12 protein-coding genes are annotated in these 17570 nt (G+C 58.9%); 8 read left to right on the top strand and 4 right to left on the bottom strand.

Translation table 11 applies throughout. The features are described 5' to 3' along the window. The first annotated feature begins 7 nt into the window (after nt 1–7). From MSIL_RS13925 to MSIL_RS20275, 3 genes are all read left to right on the top strand, one after another. Complete coding sequence (locus MSIL_RS13925; RefSeq protein ID WP_012591726.1) at nt 8–3670, top strand: glycosyltransferase; 3663 nt, start codon at nt 8–10, stop codon at nt 3668–3670. A gap of 18 nt (nt 3671–3688) precedes the next feature. Then, nucleotides 3689–4486: an FkbM family methyltransferase gene (locus MSIL_RS13920; protein WP_012591725.1), complete on the top strand. Its 798-nt coding sequence runs from the start codon at nt 3689–3691 to the stop codon at nt 4484–4486. A 132-nt stretch (nt 4487–4618) separates the two neighbouring features. Continuing rightward, a complete protein-coding gene (locus MSIL_RS20275; RefSeq protein ID WP_049768176.1) occupies nt 4619–6904 on the top strand; it encodes a galactose-binding domain-containing protein in 2286 nt (761 codons plus the stop codon). Nucleotides 6905–6915: 11 nt separating this feature from the next. On the opposite strand, the gene MSIL_RS13910 is transcribed toward MSIL_RS20275, so the two are convergent. Next, entirely contained in the window at nt 6916–8001 is a 1086-nt protein-coding gene (locus MSIL_RS13910; RefSeq protein ID WP_012591723.1) for an FkbM family methyltransferase, read from the bottom strand. 443 nt (nt 8002–8444) lie between these two features. Between MSIL_RS13910 and MSIL_RS13900 the strand changes: the two genes are divergently transcribed. Both MSIL_RS13900 and MSIL_RS13895 read left to right on the top strand, forming a co-directional pair. After that, on the top strand, nt 8445–9749 hold the full coding sequence (locus MSIL_RS13900; RefSeq protein WP_187148659.1) for a KpsE/RkpR family capsule polysaccharide export protein: 1305 nt from the start codon (nt 8445–8447) through the stop codon (nt 9747–9749). Between the two features lie 4 nt (nt 9750–9753). Further along, entirely contained in the window at nt 9754–10404 is a 651-nt protein-coding gene (locus MSIL_RS13895; RefSeq protein ID WP_012591721.1) for an ABC transporter ATP-binding protein, read from the top strand. Nucleotides 10405–10446: 42 nt separating this feature from the next. Here MSIL_RS13895 and MSIL_RS13890 read toward each other — a convergent pair whose 3' ends face one another. Beyond that, the gene (locus MSIL_RS13890; RefSeq protein WP_012591720.1) at nt 10447–11400 is read right to left on the bottom strand and encodes a class I SAM-dependent methyltransferase; all 954 of its coding nucleotides are present in this window, start codon (nt 11398–11400) and stop codon (nt 10447–10449) included. Nucleotides 11401–11637: 237 nt separating this feature from the next. Here MSIL_RS13890 and MSIL_RS13885 point away from each other — a divergent pair, with 237 nt between their 5' ends. Together MSIL_RS13885 and MSIL_RS13880 are read left to right on the top strand one after the other, a co-directional pair. Beyond that, entirely contained in the window at nt 11638–13032 is a 1395-nt protein-coding gene (locus MSIL_RS13885) for an aminotransferase class I/II-fold pyridoxal phosphate-dependent enzyme (RefSeq protein ID WP_012591719.1), read from the top strand. Then, nucleotides 13029–14168: a GNAT family N-acetyltransferase gene (locus MSIL_RS13880; protein ID WP_012591718.1), complete on the top strand. Its 1140-nt coding sequence runs from the start codon at nt 13029–13031 to the stop codon at nt 14166–14168. The genes MSIL_RS13885 and MSIL_RS13880 overlap by 4 nt, the downstream gene beginning before the upstream one ends. On the opposite strand, the gene MSIL_RS13875 is transcribed toward MSIL_RS13880, so the two are convergent. Next, nucleotides 14165–15352: a glycosyltransferase family 2 protein gene (locus MSIL_RS13875; protein WP_012591717.1), complete on the bottom strand. Its 1188-nt coding sequence runs from the start codon at nt 15350–15352 to the stop codon at nt 14165–14167. The two genes, MSIL_RS13880 and MSIL_RS13875, sit on opposite strands and share 4 nt — an antisense overlap. Before the next feature lie 131 nt (nt 15353–15483). On the opposite strand from MSIL_RS13875, the gene MSIL_RS13870 reads away from it, so the two are divergent. After that, nucleotides 15484–16278, top strand: coding sequence for a CDP-alcohol phosphatidyltransferase family protein (locus MSIL_RS13870; RefSeq protein WP_012591716.1), 795 nt, complete (start codon nt 15484–15486; stop codon nt 16276–16278). On the opposite strand, the gene MSIL_RS13865 is transcribed toward MSIL_RS13870, so the two are convergent. Continuing rightward, complete coding sequence (locus MSIL_RS13865; RefSeq protein ID WP_012591715.1) at nt 16273–17565, bottom strand: glycosyltransferase family 4 protein; 1293 nt, start codon at nt 17563–17565, stop codon at nt 16273–16275. The genes MSIL_RS13870 and MSIL_RS13865 overlap by 6 nt on opposite strands. Nucleotides 17566–17570 lie beyond the last annotated feature (5 nt).

The raw sequence follows: 17570 nt of genomic DNA, 5'->3' as shown, positions 1-17570 counted from the left end.
TCAAACATTGCCGCTAAGAGTCATTTCCAGAATCAAGAAATCGATTCCCTTCGCCAAGTCCTTGAAATCTTCGGATCTGCTTGATTTTGACCCCGTCTTTTATCGTTTCCACTATAGCGATCTTCATGGATTGAACTCCGATGAGGATCTGCGCCGACATTATGTATTGCACGGAAGGGAAGAGGGGAGATGGAAGAGTCGGGCCGAGGCGAGAAACGATTTCGTTTCACGGTTTGGCGCGCTGCCCGATGATTTTCAGGCCCACGTATACAAAGAGTTGCATGAAGATCTCGCCAAGGCGTTCGATCACGAATGGCAATTCGAATTCCATTATCTCGAGCATGGACGTAAAGAAGGGCGCCGCTACAAGCGCGAGGGCAATCCGGCTGGGGATGCCGAAACGTCCTGGATAACTCTTTTCCGCCTCGGCGACTTTGTGGCTTGCGCACAAAACTGGCTCACCGAAGTACCGCGAACGCAACAAGAGGGGATAGCGCTGTTTCTCGAAGCGGGGATTGAACGACTCGCGCCGATAAATCTTGATTTTGTCTTCGATCCGGAGTTCTACCGGTCAGCTTACGGCTTCGAACGGAACAAAAGGGATGTGGAGCTTTATCGCCATTGGCTCGAGATCGGAATGCCGAACGGCTTATCGCCGAATGAGGAAAAAAGCCTTCAGGACCTCCTGCCAAGCCGCCGATATCCGGAAGCGTTCGATTGGCGTCGCTATAAGTCCACCTTACCGACGCGAGCCTCGGAGGGTTTACGGCATCGCATCGATGTTTTGCGGCATCTTTTCCAAACAGGTTTTGAGAAAGGTCTGACAAATCAAATCAACGGTGACAGCTCCGATGAATTATTTGCAGCGATCGGCGACTACCATCTGATCAGGGGCCGACATCGGCTAGCGATCGCCGCCTACAATCGGGCTCTGGCCCTTAATCCATTGCGTCCGGGCATTCTGCATCTGCGCGGCGACGCCTACGCCGCCATTGGCGAAGCTGCGGCTGCGCAATCCGATTTCGCCGCGGCTTTGGCGCTCCCGAATGCATCGATATGGTCAGCCCTTCACGCAGCCCGTATGGCGGCGGCTAACGGTTTGTTCGAGAAGGCATTTGAGATTTTAGCCAGCGCCCGGCGGAAGTGGGAGAAAAGCGCTGACTTCCGCTCGACTGTAGACCACCTTATTGAACGTTATTTCGCGGCTAGATCGCAATCCGCGATGGTCCTGTACAGCGGGGGCAGCCGGACCACAGCAGATGATTATATGCTCAAGACGCTCGCTGAAATACGCTCACTGATCGGGAAGCTAACAACATTGCCGCCCGAAATGGGGCCGACAGCGGACGGTCACGTTACAATATTGGCCAATCAGGATCTGACTCAATGCAAACATTATCGAGTGGAGCAAAAGCAGCGACAGTTCCGACGCGCGGGCCTCGATGCAGAGGTCTTCGATCAACATGATCTAACCTCTTTCACCCGATCGCTGATCGGCGCGCGCGCCGCGATTTTTTATCGCGTTCCTGCATTCCCAGGCATCCTAAAGGCAATTCTGACCGCAAAGGCGCTTGGCGTTCCAACCTATTATGAGATTGACGATCTAATTTTTGACGCAGCGTCTTATCCCGATATCTTCGAGTCGTATGAGGGCCAGATTTCGAAATCGGAATATAACGGCCTATACTATGGCGTGCCCCTATTTCGATACGCCATGGGTCTTTGCGACTATGGCATAGCCTCGACAACGCCGCTTGCCTCTCATATCGAACTCATCGTCGAAAAGCGCGAGTGTTTCGTTCTGCGAAACGGTCTCGATGAGAGGAACGAGACTGCCATCGAAATGGGGCGGGTCTCGAGGCCTCAGCGAGATGTCGTCACCATTTTTTATGGCTCCGGCACGAAGGCCCATAACAGCGATTTCAATACGCTTGCGGGCCCAGCACTGCTTTTCGTGCTGGAACGGTACGACTACGTACGGCTGGTTGTCGTTGGCCATCTGCAACTTCGTCCGGAGTTCGACCAATTTTCATCCCGCGTCACACGGCTTGGTATGATAGCTGACCTCGACCAATATTGGTCGTTGCTCGGGGCTTCGGACATCAGTCTTGCGGTTTTGTCGCCAGGCCAAATGGCAAGCTGTAAAAGCGAAATCAAATGGTTAGAGGCAGCGATCTTGCAAGTGCCTTCTATCGTCAGCGCAACCGCAACTTACCTAGAGGTGCTTCAAGACGGCGTCGATGCGCTCATCGTCGATGATAATAGTTTGGCGTGGAGAAAAGCGCTGACGATTCTGATTGAAGATGGAGAACTGCGTCGCAGCATCGGCGCAGCCGCCCGGCGCAAAGCATTGCAAAATTACTCACTCGACGCGGCGGCGGCGCTCTTGCGAGTAAAATTGGGATCGCCTATCGCGGTCGCTGACGCCGATCAAAATCGCTGCCGCAAGATAAAGGTTCTAACCTGCAATGTTTTCTTTCCGCCCCAGACATACGGCGGAGCTACGCGCGTCGTGAAGGACAATGTCGATTACATCGTTGACGAATGCTCTGACATCGAACTCAGCGCATTTGCCGTAGACGAGGGCGTCAGACCAGCCGGGACGTTCCGTCTGGATCAGTACCGGGGCATTCCTGTCTTCCGAATTTCTACTCCGCTCGAGCCACATATGGAGTGGCGCCCCTTCAACGTAGAGCATGTTCCGATTTTTGAGCAAATTCTTGACCGCATTCGACCGGATATTATTCACTTCCATTGCATTCAGCGCCTGACCGCTTCAATCGTCGAGGTCGCGCTAAAGCGCAGGATACCTTATCTCATCACTGTGCATGACGGATGGTGGATTTCGGACCATCAGTTTTTTGTTGATCGAGACGATATCTTGCGCATGCCATCGTCTGATCTTTTTGAAGCGGCGCCTCCGTCGGGCATTTCTTTGTCGGAATCGATTGCGCGGCGGCAGCGCCTAGGCAGTCTCCTCGAAGCCGCGGAGCATGTGATTTCAGTTTCGGAGTCGTTCGCTGATATATACCGCAAGGTTGGCTACCGGCACGTCAGCGCGATCCCCAACGGGCTTTCAGAAATAAAAGCGACCCCAAAGCAAAGGGGTTTGGATGGCAGGCTTTCTCTCGGCCACATCGGCGGCCGCTCTGCGCACAAAGGCGCGATGTTGATTGAAGCGGTGCTCAGAATGAACCATTTCGATCATTTAAAGCTAACGATGATTGATTTTTCGATGCAGCCGGGAGCGCGTAGCGAAAGAATTTGGGGCAACACGCCTGTCGCCTTGTGCGGCGCCTATGCGCAGGATCAGGTCGGCGACCTCTATGCGTCGCTCGATGTATTGCTCGCGCCTTCGATCTGGCCGGAAAGCTTTGGTCTCGTGGCGCGGGAAGCGCAATCCCAGGGACTTTGGGTCGTCACGTCGAATCGCGGCGCCATGGGCGAAGGCATAATCCCAGGTGAAAATGGCTTCATCATCGACGTCTCAGACGCGTGTGATCTGACGGATCTCCTTCGCAAGCTTGACGCGGATGTCGTGCGCTACCAAGCGCCGCCAAAAGTCGCTAGTTCCATGCGTACGGCGGCCGATCAGGGAGCGGAACTTGCGGAATTGTATCGCAAAATGGGCCCAGCGGTGAGAGATACAAAATCGCAACGCCAAGAGTGACCGAAGTAAGAGGATGACATGGCTCTGTTAAAGCTACGCTTCGCCGAACGCGATTTTGTCCTGGATGATTGTGATGGCGCAGACCTAGTTGCTCGACAGATGCAACAGGGATTTTACGAAGCTCCCCTTCCGATGCTCACGATGGCGATCATCGCGCGCAATCAAGGTCTATTCTTGGACGTCGGCGCGAACGATGGCCTCTATTCCGTTCTCGCCGGGATTACGAGACCCGATGCGCGGATCGTGGCCTTCGAGCCTTATCCGCCGGCTCTCGATATCCTTAAGATAAATGTGGCTGCAAACGGTCTTTCCGATCGCGTGGACATTCGGCCGATTGCCCTTAGTGACAGCGAAGGATTGGCAGTTCTATATATGCCAGACCAAAGACATGGCCTGCTTGAGACGAGCAGCACGCTCGAGCGCAATTTCAGGCCGAATGATCAAAAAACCTTAGAGGCGACAAAGGCGCAACTGGACAATGTTGAGTTGCCGGGCAGCGTTGGTTTGATCAAGGCGGATATCGAAGGGCACGAACTCGCCTTCTTGGAGGGCGCCCGAAAAACGATCGCCCGCGACCGCCCATTTGTTTTTATCGAAGTCTTGCCGCCGAATCCTCACCATATGGTTGGGCTGACAAAATTCATTCAGCAAATGGGCTATATGGATTTTTGCTTGCGAAAAGAAGTCGCCATCTATTCGGAGAATGTCGCACATGATCCCCTCGCCTGGAATCACGCTCTGGTTCCGAGGGATCGGCTCGATCTTTTTAAGCAAGCGTGCGAGGCGCACCACCTCAGGTTGGTCCGTTCTTGGTGAGGCTCCGGAGTAACTTGTTGATCCTCTCCAACTTATCGATTTCCATAGCTTGAGCGTCGCATAAAACTTTTTTATCTGAGGATGCTCCGATCCGACTTAGCGTGGGAGCGTACATGCCAGAAGAGGCCAGGAATGAATCCAGTCGTCGAAGCGTTGTCGTTGCTGACCCCTTACGATATCGACAAGCCGAAGCGTCGGATCGGGCCCAAGGGAGATGGGGGCTATGTCCTTGTGGACGATCTCTCCGTCGATCAGGCCATCGTGAGCTACGGAATTAGCTTCGAATATGAATTTGACAGGGAAATGGCCGAGGCGGGTCACGACGTTTACATGTTCGATCATACGATCGAAGGCGTCAACGCGACCACCAGCAGAATGCATTTCTTCAAGGAAGGCGTCGCGGGAATAACCGACAGCCCGAAAAGCCTCTACAGCATCGAAGATCATCTGACCCGGCATAATATCACCGGCGATCGCCTTATTCTGAAGATCGACGTGGAAGGCGCGGAATTCGACGCATTTGTGGCGATCGGGGAAAAGACGCTCTGCCGTTTCGAGCAAATCGTTATGGAAATCCACAACGTGAATTGTCTTGAGGACTCCGTGTACAGAGCTAAATTCTGCCAAATGTTTCGCAAGATAAACAAGTTTTATACACTGTTTCATGTACATGCGAATAATTGCGACGGGCAGAACGGAATATATCCTGTGTGCGGCATTCCAGTATTCGGTATAATTGAACTATCGTACATCAGATCGAACATTGTTCGCCGCGAGCCGTCGCGCACGCTCTATCCGACATCAATCGACTATCCGAACACTGGCCACAAAGACAAGCTGCTGTGGTTTTTTCCGTTTCTTCCAACACATCTGACATTGGAGAATTTTGCCGCTTGCGAGGAACGGGTCGAATATTTTCATCGCCTGCAGCAATACGAAATATCTGCGCTGCAAGCGGGATCCCGGCTTGCGAATGTGGCGATCGGAAAGCCAGCATCGCAAAGCAGCCTGTCCGAATGGTCAGTTACCAACGAAGCGAATAAGGCCGTCTCAGGAATTTTCCCGCCGGGCTATGCATTCCACACAGACTTTGAAGACAAACCCTGGTGGCAGATTGATCTCCTTGCTCTCTATCCGATTGAGCGGATCGTTGTTCACAATCGTCTCGACATGTTACCAGAGCGCGCCCGGACTCTTAAGATAGAGATATCGCACGATGGCCAGAATTGGTCGGTGATCCATGCGGGCATCCATTATTTTTCTGGCGGCCCCACAGGATCGCCTCTCAATGTCTCCCTCGCGAGCCGCGTCAGCGGCCGATATGTGCGGCTTTCGTTGGAGGAACGCCAAGCGCTGCATCTGGCGCAGGTCGAAATCTTGGTACGTCCCGACCTTGTTCCTTTCGTCGATTTCCGAGCTAAACATAGCCTCTCAAACCTTAAACATCGACTCGAAGACCCCGCTCAAAGCTGGTGGTATTATACTTTGGAAAAGACGGCGGCGGCGGACGACGCGCTCCCGGTCGCCGGGCTCAAGATCAATCATAGCGGGCGCTTCGGAAATCTGCTCGAACAGACCGCCAACGCCATCCTACTCGCGCAAAAGACCGGGCTGAAATATGTCCAGCTCGGACGGCACGACCTGTTCGATCCAAAGACACCGTCTATGATCGACGACCTGACCCTTATCCCGGCTGGCGAGGCGCTTCCCGCGGACGGCTCATGTGTCGGCGGCGTATTTCTTCATATGACCGATTTTGCTCCCAATTTGACGCCTACGGAGGAGGAGCACTGTAAAATCATACGCGAGACCATACGTCCGCATGTCCTCGCCCAATTGCGGCCTGACGGAAAGCGAGCTGCCGATGAGCTAACGATTCACATCAGGTCAGGGGATATCTTTGACGGACCACAACGTGCCTGGGCCTGGTACAGGCAGCCGCCCCTCGCTTTCTACAAGCTAATCGTAGATCGTCTGCGCGCCGCCGGGACGATTAGCAGGGTGCGGCTCGTCTACGAGGACCGCGGCAATCCATGCATCCCCGCCCTTGAGACATATCTGACGAACGCGCGAATTCCTTTCCGCGCCCAGTCTGGCACGTTGGCCGAGGATCTCGCGGCGTTGATCGATGCGCCGCATCTTGCCTTTGGATTTGGCACTTTCGGCTACGCCGTCTGCAAGCTCTCGACGAAGATTCGCTCCGTCCATTTCTTCGGCCCCGAGCTCAATGAATTCGCCTTAGTGGGTGGACGATATGATTCGATTCCCGGCATCGAGCATGTCTATAGCATCGTCGACACGGCGGGCGAATATATCAAGATTGGCGACTGGGCGAATACGCCGGAGCAAAGAGAAATGATGATCGATTATCCGCTGGACGCGCTGGAGATCTCAGAGGTCAAAGGCGCGACAAAATAGGGCCGTGCTTTTTACGTCGTCGTATAGACCTCGACCTGATCGAGGTGGAGGTAGCCTCCCCCAGCTAGTTCAATACGAACATATTGCGCGACCGCACCATTCAGTTTGATGCGGGCGGGATTTCCATCGGCTCCTCCGAAAGGCTCGCCACTGCGCGCATAGACTTGCTCGAAGCGTTGGCCGTCTGAACTCAGCTTGAGAACAAATGAAAAAGCTCGATCGGCCGCTATATCCAGGCGGTTGAAGACCATCACTTGGTCGATTGAGGTCAGCGCGCCAAGATCAACTTGCCACCACGGCCGTGCTTCCTCGGCAGTATGAAATGCGTAGGATCCGGTGACAACGCCATTCACGGCATTTTGCGCCTCCTGCGCCCTGGAAAAAGCGCTGATGCTACTCTGCGTGGCGCATTTGTGCAGCGCCACATTTACGCCGGGCCGGTCGACTTTCTTCATGCGAAGGGGGGAGAAGAAGGAGGCATTCTTCACAAAGAGCGCATCTCCATAGCCCGTCCTGCCAATTGTCATATTCTTCAGCCAGAAATCGAATGGGCCGAGAAAGGAATCAAGATCGCGCCAGGTACAGCCATTGTCATAGAGAGGCGCCTCGGAGATCTCCGTGTAGACCGCGTCGAGCGACTTCAATGTTTCAACAGCACCCTTCAGGACCATCAACTCGGCCCCCTGCACATCGAGCACGAGGAGATTGAAGCGCGATTGCGGAAATTTGTCAGCAAGCAAGTCATCGAGCGTGATGGTTGTCATCTCTTCGCTGGCGACGAAACTTATGGACGGGTGAATCTTCGCATGATTGCCAAGGTCAAGCATGCTGGACGAAAGTCCCGCGTTGCTTGAAATATTGAACGTCACTTTCTCGCCGGACTTCGACGAACAGAGCGCCCTGACCGCAAAGTGGTTCTTGCAGGACTCGACTTTCGCCTTGAGGCTCGCGTGAATGGAGGAAATTGGCTCTACGTAGACGACTGTATCGGCTCGGGATTGGCGGTACGCGTCAAATTCAAGACCATCATTGGCGCCAACGTGAATGATGCCGCTAGGGTGAATTTCGAATTCTTGCAACAGGCTCAGCGCTTCCACGGATCGATCCTTCGATGGCTTGGCAGGTTTTGGAGAGGCGACCGTGCATTTCGCCTTCTCTTTCGCGGGAGAGTGCCGTCTCTGCGCATCCGCATCAAGTCAAATTCGAGAATGAGTCAAGCCGGCGCCGGTGGCTATCTTGACGCCGCCGCCTTGACGCGCCTGCGCTAAGACACTTCGCCTGTATGTCGACTTTCCGACTGCGGCCGCCCCTTTTCGAAAGCATCGTCACGCCTCATACCCGATCGTCGATTCCGGGGCCGATGAATCAGCGAAGCAACACGTCGGTTCTAGCTACGGCAGCGGTGGGCGCCGTTATCGCGACAAAATGATTTAATAACTGTGCTCTTCTAAGTGGAGCATTTCGTCATTTTCAAGATAATATCTATAATGTCCGCCGCAATGCAGGGAAAGCGAACCAGAGACACATGGGTCAGGCCGGAATGAGCGGCGGAGAAGCGGACGCGTCTTCCGTCAAGTCGGGGGCGTTCGCCAAGGCTCATGCCGTTGCGCTCGCCAGAGCGGCCGGCGCGGCAGAAGAATGGCGGCGTGCGGCGCGCGGCTTGCGCCTCGTCAAAGGCAAGCGAGTCGCCCGGCCGTCTTGGGCGGTTGGCGTACGAATCGGCCATCACGGCTTCAGCCAGATCCGCCGGTCGCGCAGCGCGCTGATCGGGTTTGTCATCCTCTTCGTCATTCCGGCGGTCGCCTCGGTCGCATATTTCTCGTTGATCGCGTCGAGCGAATATACCTCCGAGGCGCGTTTTGCGGTCAGGGGCGGAGAGCGAGTCGCGACCGACGCGATCTCGGCGCTGACCGGCCTTGCCTCCTTCACGCAAATTCAGGATTCCCTCATTGTCTCCAATTACGTCAAGAGCCAAGCCATCGTCGAAGCACTTGAGCGAGAGATCGATCTTCGTGCGATCTATTCCAGACATTCCATTGACTGGCTTTCGCGCTTCAACGCGGGCGAGCCAATCGAGGCCTTTGTCAAATATTGGGTCGGGCAGCTGAAAGCATCGATCGAATCGCCCTCCGGAATTGTGACGGTCAAGGTCAGCGCCTTTTCGCCGGAAGACACGCTGAAAGTCGCCAACGCCACGGTCGATTTGAGCGAGCGGCTGGTCAATGGCCTGTCGACCCGCGCGCTTAAGGATGCTGTCGCGCAGGCCGGGATGGAGCTTGCGCGCGCCGAATCCCGCCTCAGCGCGGCGCGCGTGGCGCTGCGCGATCTGCGCAATACGCAGGCGACCCTCGACCCGCGGCGGACGGCCGAAGGCATCGGCAAATTGGTGGCGGAGTTGCGCCTGGAGAAAATCCGCCTCGAGCAGGACATCGGCGCCGCGGCGCGCAGCAATGTCGGCCCCGCCGCGCCGCAGGTGCAGATCTTGCGCACGCGCGTCGATGTGATCGGCGAACAGATCGCGAGCCTCGAAGATCAGGTGACATCGCAGGGCGATGCGCCGTCGCAGGCGCTCTCCGGCAAGATAACGCGTTTCGACGAGCTCGAGCTCGAACGCCAGATCGCCGAAAAGCAATATACTCTGGCGGCCGCGGCGCTTGAACGGGCGCGGGTCAACGCCGAGGGCAAGAAAGTCTATCTGGCGACATTCGTCCATCCGGTTCTCGCATATGAGGCGAGCGGCCCGTATCGGCTCGTGTACAGCCTGCTTGGCGTCGTCGCCTCGGCGCTGCTCTATGTTACAGGGATGGCGGCCTGGCGCGCGATCCAGCGGAAGCTTGGCGGATGAGCCGATGATCCGCCTGTCCGGCGTCACCAAAATTTACAAGACGGAAAACCATCGCAAGGTCGTCCTCGACAACGTCACCTACACCTTCGATACGCGCTATTCCTATGGCATCTTCGGGCCCAACGGCGCCGGAAAATCGACGCTGTTGCGTCTGATTGCTGGCACGGAACTGCCCAATTCTGGCCGTATCAAATGCGACGTGCGCGTGTCCTGGCCGCTTGGCTTTGCCGGCGGATTCCATTCCGCGATGACGGGCCGCGAAAACGTCAAATTCGTCAGCCGGATCTATGGCGCGAACACGCGGCGCGTGATCGAATTCGTCGATTATTTTGCCGAGCTCGGCAATTATTTCGACATGCCGGTCAACACCTATTCATCCGGCATGGGCGCGCGCCTGGCGTTCGGCCTCTCGATGGCGATGGATTTCGAGTGCTACCTCGTCGATGAACTCACGGCCGTGGGCGATGCGCGTTTCGCCTTGCGGGCGCGACAGGCGTTTGACGAAAAGCGCGGCCGCAGCAGCATGATCATGGTGTCGCATGATATCGGCACCGTCAAAGCCTATTGCGAACGCGGCCTTGTGCTTCATCGCGGCAAGCTGCTCGCCTTCGGCGATCTCGACGACGCCATCGAGTTCTATCGAAAGGTGCATTGATCGCGTCAGGGCCACAAAAGCCGCGGATTTTTCGGACCAGCGTCAACGCTCGAGCGGTTTGCGCGCCGCCAGCAGCAGGCCAGCGCCTTCGTCCTTCGTCTTTCGCGGCGGCCCAAAAAGCTTGTTCGCGACATAACCCAGAATGAGGCCGGTCAGGGCCGCGGCGTGCCAGGGCCATGCGTGCTTGAAATAGACGTCGCGGCACCGCACCGGCGAGCAGCGCTCGATCCAGTAAACGAGGCTGTCCATTTTTGACCATGCGACGGGCTGGATTGTCTCGACGGCAAGCCCATTTCTGCCCGCCAGCGCCCGCAGCGCGTCCTCGCTCCACCAGGTCAAATGATGCGGCGGCGCATTGAGCAGGAAGTTCGGGATGCGCGTCATCGCCGAGGGGACATGCGGAACGCCGACGATGACGAGGCCGCCGGGTTTTGCCGCCGCCGTCATTTCGGCGAAGAAATCCGCCGGCCTTTCGACATGCTCAAGCACCTGAAAGGCGCAAACCGCGTCATAGGCGCCCGCATTCTTGATGAGATGCTCGCCAAGGCTCTCGGATAGCGACCAGTCGGCCGCCTCCCCGGAAAAATGCGGATCGAGGCCGAGATAGTCCGCGTGCGCGACAAAAGGACGAAAGCCGCCAAAGCCGCAACCGACGTCAAGAACGCGCGCGCCCGACGCGATATGGCTGGCGGCGAGGCGGAATTCGGCGCGCGGACGGCGTTCGCTTGGAAATAATTTGGGGCCGAGGGTCTTGTAGAACGTTTTGTAGAAATCGGCGTCGCCGACAGGCGCCGGCGAGAAAAACATCAGCCCCGTCGGCGAGCGCCAAAGCGAAAGATGCGTCGCCCCGCCGAAACTCGGGCGCGCGTCGACCTTGAATTCGATTTCCCACAGCCGCGCCAGAAATTCGCAACTGACGGTCTGGATCAGCGCCGCGGCCGGCTCGCCCGTGACCGGGCAGAGGGGATAGTCGGCTGTGGCTTCAGGAACGGACAATACAACCTGCGAAATGGCGTTGCGGGGGCGTTTGGATCACGATGATTTTGCGCCGGAAACGCAAAATCGTCGGCGCGGGCGGCGCAGCGCTGCTTAGCAGCCTTGCCGCCGCCTGCAAATGGACGTTTGCGGGGTTATCCTCTATTGAGGTCCCGTTGTCTTTCCGCCGCTCGCTCAGGGCTTTACGCCAAGCGGGACGCTTCCCAGCCCGTTTTCTTGAACGCACCGGATTTCATCATGAAGCCCCGCAAGAAGTCCGGCCTCGACGAGGAGGATCGGCAAAGGCTCGACAGGCTGGTCCTGAATCGCCTCGGCGCCCATCCCGCTCCGCCGAAGACCGAGGCCGCTCCAGCGCCGCAACAGCGCACGCCCCGCTCCGGCATAATGGATTTCCAGAATCTGCCGGGCTATCAGGAGCTCAGGCTGCAGCGCTCCATGGCCGCCGTCGTCGGCCTCGACAATCCGTTTTTCCGGCTGCATGAGACGGCGGCCGGAGCGACGACCGTGATCGACGGCAAGCGCTTCGTCAATTTTTCGTCCTACGATTATCTCGGGCTGAACCAGCATCCGGAGGTTCGCGCCGCTGCGCATGCGGCGATCGACGTCTTTGGGACGTCCGCCTCGGCGAGCCGCGTCGTCGCCGGAGAGCGTCCGGGACATCGCGCGCTGGAGCGGGATCTCGCGGCTCATTACGGGCAGGAGGATTGCGTCGTTTTCGTCAGCGGCCATGGCGCCAATGTCGCGACGATCGGCGCGATCATGCGGCCGAAAGACCTTATCGTGCATGACGCCCTCGCCCATAACAGCATTGTTCTTGGCGCGGCGCTGTCGCGCGCCGAGCGCCGCAGTTTCCCGCACAATGACGTCGACGCTCTCGACGCCCTGCTGACGTCCCTGCGCGGCCAGTTCGAGCGCGCGCTGGTCGTCGTCGAGGGCCTCTACAGCATGGACGGCGACAGTCCCGACCTGGCGCGGCTCGTGGAGCTGAAACAGAAGCATGACGCCTGGCTGATGGTCGATGAGGCGCATGGGCTCGGCGTTCTCGGCGAGAGGGGATACGGCCTTTTCGAACATGCCGGCGTCGATCCGCGCGACGTCGATATCTGGATGGGCACAATGTCGAAGACGCTGGCCGGCTGCGGCGGCTTCATCGCCGGGCCGACGGCGCTCGTCGAATATTTGAAATGCATGTCGGGCGGATTTGTTTATTCGGTCGGGCTCTCGCCGCCGCTTGCCGCCGCCTCCGCCGCGGCGCTGGCGATTTTTCGCCGGGAACCCGAGCGGGTGGAGCGTTTGCGGCAGGTCTGCCGCCTGTTTCTCGACAGGGCCAGGGCGCGCGGCCTGAATACGGGCGCGAGCTCCGGCCATGCGATCATTCCCGTTCTGGTCGGCAATTCGGTCTCGGCCGTCGCGCTCAGCCAGAAGCTCTACGAGCGCGGCGTCAATGTGCAGCCGATCATCCATCCCGCGGTGCCTGAACGCGCTGCGCGGCTGCGCTTCTTCCTGACCTCGGAGCATAGCGCGGAGCAGATTTGCCTCGCGGTCGACGCCGTGGCGGAGTCGATCGAGGCGATCGGCGAGAGCGACTTTTTCGGCGCCGTCACGGGACCGGCCAAGGGCGAGGGCGCTTGAGCGGCGTCGAGGTTCGCGAGGTTAGAAGCGCCGCGGATCTTAAGGCCTTCATCGAGGCGGCGCGGCGGGGACAAGCGAGCAATCCGCGCTGGGTCGAGCCGGTGTCCGACGAGATGGGCTGGATTTTCGATCCGAAAACCTCGCCCCTGATGCTCGAAAACGACATCAAGGCTTTCGTCGCGTTTCGCGACGGGGCGCCTGTCGGGCGAATCGCTGCGATCGTCAATCATGCTCATCTCGAAAAATATCACGATGGCTGCGGCCAGTTCGGCCTGATCGACGCGATCGACGACCGCGCGGTTTTCGCCGCGCTGATTGCGCGGGCCGGTGCGTTTCTGCGCGGGCATGGGCTCAGCCGAATGCGCGGGCCGTTCAGCCTCTCGATCAATCATGAAACCGGCTTGCTCGTATACGGTTTTGACGAGCCTCATGTCGTGCGCACCAACCATGCGCCAGCCTTCTATAGCGCGCATCTTGAAGCCTTGGGGCTGCGCAAGGCGATGGATCTTTTCGCTTATGTCTGCACGATCGCGGAGACGGATTTTCCCGAGCGCGTCGCAAGGCTCGCGGCGCGATTCCCTCCGGCCGGCGAGATCAAGACCTATGGCCTTTCGCTGCTGCGATGGTCGACCCAGTTTCCGCGCGTCCTCGAACTTTATAATGACGCCTGGCAGAACAATTGGAGCTCGATCCCGGTCAGTCCACGCGAAGCCAAAATGATCGCCAATCTGATGCTGCCGGTCTCCAAACCCTCATGGATCAGGATGGCGCAATGGCAGGGCGAAGACATCGCCGTCGTGTCGCAGATCCCTGACGTCAATGAGGCGCTGCAGGGACTCGACGGCAAATTGCTGCCCTTTGGCTGGGCGCGCATGCTGGGCCGGATCCACGGGCGCGGCACGCGCATGACGCGGCTGCCGATGATCGGCGTCGCGAGCCGCTGGCGCGGCACGCGGATCGGGTCGATGGCGGTTTTGCTGCTGCTGGCGCAGGCGATCGAGCAGGCGCGGCGCGCCAAAGTCGAGGAGATGGAAATCAGCTGGATGCTTGAGACGAACCACGCGATTCTCAATCTCGTCGCCAGCCTGCCGGCCCGCCATACGCGCACCTTCAGGGTCTATGAAACAGACCTTTAGTCCCGTGGCGGCGGCCGGCGCAGCACCATGACGTCCTGCGGGCCTCGCACCAGATATTCGAAGCCGGCCCAGGAAATGCGGCGCGAGCCGAGCGCCGCGAAAATGCAGACGAGATGAAAACCGTGCCACAACGGCCGCATGAACCGCTCGACCCGCCAATAGGTAGCAAGGTCGGCATGCGCCGTCTCGGGCCACAACGCGCGCACGATGCGGCGCCTGTTCCAATAGCGCAATTCGCCGAGCCCGATCGAAACGATCAGCGCGGCGATCGCGCTGGCGTGTCCCTGGAGCGCCAGAATGGCGGCGGCGACGGCGGCGACGGCCGGCATGGCCATCACGAAAGCGGCGAACAGCCAGAGCAGCGGAACATGAGTCAGCATCAGGCGGTATTGCCGCTGGCCGAAGGCGAAGGCCTCCTCCCAGCCCATCTCGACCGGGGAAAGGAGCAGGCTCTGGCGCGGCGAAAAAATAGCGCATCGGGCGGCGCCGAGCGCCCTTGTCATCTGCAGATCGTCGCTGATCGCGCCGCGCCAATAGGCGCCGATGTCGATCCGCTCCAGCGTCGTCTGCGGCAGCGCCATTGCGCCGCCCCAACAAAGATTGATGACCGCCGGAATGCGGGGCGTCGTGACGATTGACGCATTGGCGGCGGCGACGACCGCCGAGCTGATGCGGCCGTCCGTCGGGATCATCCAGCGATAGCCGGTCACGGCGTCATGTCCGGCGTCGGTCAGCGACGAGACGAGCCGCGGCAGCCACTCGGGCGATGGCAGCGTGTCGGCGTCGGTAAAGGCGATGATTTCATCCGCAGGCTTGAGCGCCGTGAGGGCGGCGAGCAGGTTCCAGACCTTCTGGCCGCCATGCTCAACCGGACCGGCCACAATTGTGACAATCTGGGCGCCGGGCTCGCTTTCTGCCTCACGCAGAAGAGCGAAAGCGGGATCGTCCGTCGATTCCACCGCCGCGATGATGCGATAGTCGGGATAGGCCTGGGCGCGCAGACGGATGAGAAATTCGGCGGAGACGGCGGAGCGGTTCTTGATCGCGACGATAATCGCGACGGGCGGCGTTCGCCCTGGAATTTCCGCGCGCGGCAGGCCCCAGGTGTATCGCCACGCGGACAGCGTGCTCACGATCTCGATCACGATCCAGATGAGAAAAACGATGGCGATTGTGAGAGACATGGCTTTTTTTTGACACAGTGCCGGACTATTTTGCCGCAGGCGAATGAGGGGCCTTGGTCGCGCTTGGGGAAGCTGCGATCATGTAATTACGAGCATACCGTGATGTAACGCGTAAGTCGGGGGAACGGCTTTTGACCCATTCGATCAGTCTCGGGCAGGAGACAGCATCAAGGATTAAGACGCAACCGACGATTCGCGTTCAGGCCAATATTCTCGCCCGACGCGAGCGAGCCATTCTCAACTGGATTTGCGCGCGCATACCGGGCGCCGTAACGCCTGATGGACTGACGGCGCTCGGCGTCTTCGGCGCTTTTGTTGTTTTGACGGGATATGTCGGAAGCCGGTTTGATCCGGCTTTTTTCTGGCTCGCGACGTTTGGGTTCTTCGTCCACTGGTTTGGCGACTCGCTCGATGGGAGCCTCGCCCGCTTTCGCCATATCGAGCGGCCGCGCTACGGTTATTTTCTGGACCACGCCGTCGACGCCCTGTGCAATCTTTTGATTTTGGCGGGCCTCGGCTTCTCAGCCTATGTTCGGCTCGACGTGGCGCTGTTTGTGCTGATCGGCTATTTTCTGCTGTGCATGTATGTGTTCCTCTACAATCATGTGTCCGGCAGTTTCCAGCTGTCCTTCCTGGCTCTTGGACCAACCGAACTTCGCCTCGGCCTCATCCTGATCAATTTCTGGATGTATATGTCCGGCCCCTCCAAGATCATGATCGCCGGCCAGGCGTTCTCGGCCTATGATCTCGTCTTCTGCCTCGTCGGCGGGATCTTCGTGTCTTTGTTCGTGGTCAACACATTTAAGGTTGCGAGCCGCTTGCGGCGCGAGGACAGCCGGCCGGCCAGCGCCGCATCCGCCAGCGCCAAACCCGCCGTCGCCCAGCTGCGCCCCAATCAGCGCTATGCGTCGACGAAGCCCTTATAGGCTCGCCAGAAACGCCTCGACCGTCGCGAAATAGCCGTCCCAGTTCGGCGCCTCAAAGCGCTTTGCCCGCGCTTCCGCCGTCGCGCGTTCGGGAGACTGGGGGACCGCGAAGGCGCGGATCGTCTCCAGCCATTTTTCCCCGTCGATCGGGCTGACCAGCGTGACGCAGCCGCCGCCGCTTTCGCGAAAGGCGGCGATATCGGACGCGATCACCGGCGTTCCGCAGGCGAGCGCCTCGGCGATCGGCAAGCCAAAGCCTTCCGCAAAAGACGGCATCAGCAGAGCCCGCGCCCCCTCGAGCAGCGCCTTCAGGCTTGGCGTCGAAAGACCCGAGGCTTCGATGACATGGGGCCGGATCGCCCGGCAGCGTTCGAGCAGGTCGACGACGTTTTCGTTCTCCCACCCGCGGGCGCCGATCAAAACGAGTTTTGGCGCCCCCGCCCCATCGCGGCGCGCAAGTTCGCGCCACACATGCAACAGCAGAAGATGGTTCTTGCGCGGCTCGATGGTGCCGCAGGCGACGAAATAGGGCGCGCCGAACTGCGGTTCCGGCTTGGCGGCGCGACCGGAAAAAATCGGCGAGGCCGGAATTGGCGCAACCAGAATCTGCATATCGGCTCGTCCGAGCGGCGCCAGATGACGTTGCAGCGTCTCCTTGACCACCTCAGTCGTCACGATCGCCGCTGCGCCGAACTCCGCCAGATTGGCGAGGCGGCGCATATGACGCTCATACTCGGCCTTGCGGAAATATTCGGGGGCTTCGATCGGCAGCAAATCATGAATGAAAAAGACCCCGCGGACGTCGGGGCGCTGCTTCAGCCAGCGAAAGTAGCTCGGGATCCACAGCGGAAACTGGCTGACGTTGAGATAGCGCGCGCCTTTGGGCAAAGCCGCGGCCGGAGATTTGCCAAGTGGAAAGCCATGATGTCCGAGCCAGCGGATCACGCCGGCGGCTTGTCCGGTTCGCCCGCGCGCAACGCGTTCGGCGCCTTCGAATGTATTCGCGTCGCCTGAAATCCATTTGACGATGCGGCGATAGCTTTCGTCGGCGTCAGGCGCTTCGTCTTCGCCCCAATGCGCGAAAATGCCATTGACGATATCGGCGGCGCCGGCGGCGGCGATGACGCGCGGGCCCTGCAACGTCATCATCATGGCAAAATGATCGGGCGCGGGGGCGCCGAGAAACCGTCGCGCGAAGGCCGAATCAATCCGATCGATGCCGTTTGGCGTGCGGTTCAAAACGCGCGTCGCCAGTCTCGTAATGTCGAAGGCGACGGGGCAGCCCATCAAAT

This window comes from Methylocella silvestris BL2 (genome assembly GCF_000021745.1).
GTDB lineage: Bacteria > Pseudomonadota > Alphaproteobacteria > Rhizobiales > Beijerinckiaceae > Methylocapsa > Methylocapsa silvestris.
Note: the sequence above shows the minus strand (reverse complement) of the source record. Positions and strands in the feature narration are given on the sequence as shown.